The organism is Streptomyces sp. NPDC051105 (assembly GCF_040682795.1).
Classification (GTDB): Bacteria; Actinomycetota; Actinomycetes; order Streptomycetales; family Streptomycetaceae; genus Streptomyces.
In genome coordinates, this window is sequence record NZ_JBFBBR010000062.1 from 1 (window position 1) to 1938 (window position 1938).

Genomic DNA, 1938 nt, shown 5'->3' on the forward strand with positions numbered 1-1938 from the left:
AGAAATTGGTCATTTGAGAGCAATTGCTTTCGATAAGACTGGAACCTTAACAAAAGGAAAGCCTGTCGTAACGGATTTCATTGCAACCAGTTCTGAAACTGATATAAATTATCTATCGATTATTTCATCGTTGGAATCTCTTTCTCAACACCCATTAGCTTCTGCTATTTTAAACGAAGCGGATAAAACTAATGTGGATTACAAGTCAATACAAATCGAGGATTTCCAATCTATCACAGGTAAAGGACTTACAGGTATACATCAAAACATACGTTACTATATTGGAAGCCCTAAACTGTTTTCTGCATCAGTAATCGAAGAAACAGCGGTCAAAGTACAATACAGACAATTTCAAGAACAAGGGAAAACCGCCATGTATTTCGGTACTGACGAACAAATTTTAGGAGTAATTGCTGTCGCGGATGAAGTAAGAGATTCAAGTGCTGCCGTTATTTCTGAACTCCACAAGTTGTCAATTGAACACACTATTATGCTTACTGGTGATAATACTAAAACCGCTGAATCTATTGGTAAGCAATTAGGTGTGACTGAAATAAAAGGAGATCTAATGCCTCAAGAAAAATTAGATTCGATTAAAGCGTTGCGGACAACTTATAATAAAGTAGCAATGGTTGGCGACGGCATTAATGATGCACCAGCATTAGCTGCATCGACGGTTGGTATTGCAATGGGCGGTGCAGGGACAGATACGGCTCTCGAAACTGCTGATGTTGCTCTAATGGGCGACGATTTACAAAAATTACCATTCATTGTTAGACTTAGCCGTCAAACTCTAAAAGTAATTAAGCAAAATATCACCTTCTCATTAGGTATAAAACTATTAGCTCTACTACTAGTCATACCAGGTTGGCTAACACTATGGATTGCTATTGTAGCAGATATGGGAGCAACGCTTTTAGTAACATTAAACGGATTACGATTGATGAAAGTTAAATAACACAACAAATAAAAGAAGGCATGTTTATAAGCGTGCCTTCTTTTTATGATACTTTTTAGTTTTTTTGAACGCTAGTTATGAAGCAAACTATGCGCCATTTAAATATTAAAATGACAGTCTAACCTTATTAAGTAGGTGTTCCCATTAATACTTTGATTTCCTTAGATAATAGGGTTCTGTTGCAAAGTTTTAAATAAAGAATAAAATCCCTTACGGTATCTATGATTTAGGCTGTTATTCCCATTAATACCTTGATTTCAGTAGACACCGAAAAGCCGAAGAGAGTGCCTTCTTTTCGGGTTTTCTTATATAATCCTCGAATGGCTTCCATGCCTTTAATCGTGGGTGAGGCAGTGCGTAAACTTCGATAGAATTTATTGCGTCTCTTTACTGGACGATGGTCTTGTTCAATCAAATTATTCAGGTATTTAATGGTACGATGTTCTGTCCCTTGATAAAAGCCGTATTCTTTTAGTTTCTTAAAGGCACTTGTAATAGAGGGGGCTTTATCTGTGACTACAACCTTCGGTTCATCAAACTGCTTCACTAACCGCTTAAGAAAAGCATAGGCTGCTTGTGTGTCCCGTTTTTTACGTAACCAAATATCCAAGGTTAAACCATCTGCATCGATGGCTCGATACAAATAATGCCATTTTCCTTTAATTTTGATGTACGTTTCATCCATTTTCCATGAATAAAAGGATTTTTTATTTTTCTTTTTCCAGAGATGATAGAGGACTTTACCGTATTCTTGTACCCAACGATAAATAGTTGTGTGACAAACGTTAATCCCACGATCATAAAGGAGTTCTTGAATTTCACGATAGCTTAGATTGTAACGCAGGTAATAACCAACAGCGACAATAATCACATCTTTTTGAAATTGTTTACCTTTAAAATAGTTCATTGATATATCCTCGCTGTCATTTTTATTCATTTTACACTAAAATAGACTTATCAGAAAACTTTGCAACAGAACC

2 protein-coding genes are annotated in these 1938 nt (G+C 36.1%); one reads left to right on the forward strand and one right to left on the reverse strand.

From position 1 onward, the window contains the following. On the forward strand, positions 1-958 hold a 958-nt coding region (locus AB0N16_RS41670; RefSeq protein ID WP_365806022.1), incomplete at its 5' end, for an HAD-IC family P-type ATPase. A gap of 226 nt (positions 959-1184) precedes the next feature. On the opposite strand, the gene AB0N16_RS41675 is transcribed toward AB0N16_RS41670, so the two are convergent. Further along, positions 1185-1865, reverse strand: a complete 681-nt coding sequence (locus tag AB0N16_RS41675) for an IS6 family transposase (protein WP_355015319.1) — start codon at positions 1863-1865, stop codon at positions 1185-1187. Positions 1866-1938 lie beyond the last annotated feature (73 nt).

What these genes read in the sequence shown, in the direction of transcription:
- AB0N16_RS41675 (WP_355015319.1), bottom strand. Translation starts at nt 1,865, where the DNA reads ATGAACTATTTTAAAGGTAAACAATTTCAAAAAGATGTGATTATTGTC.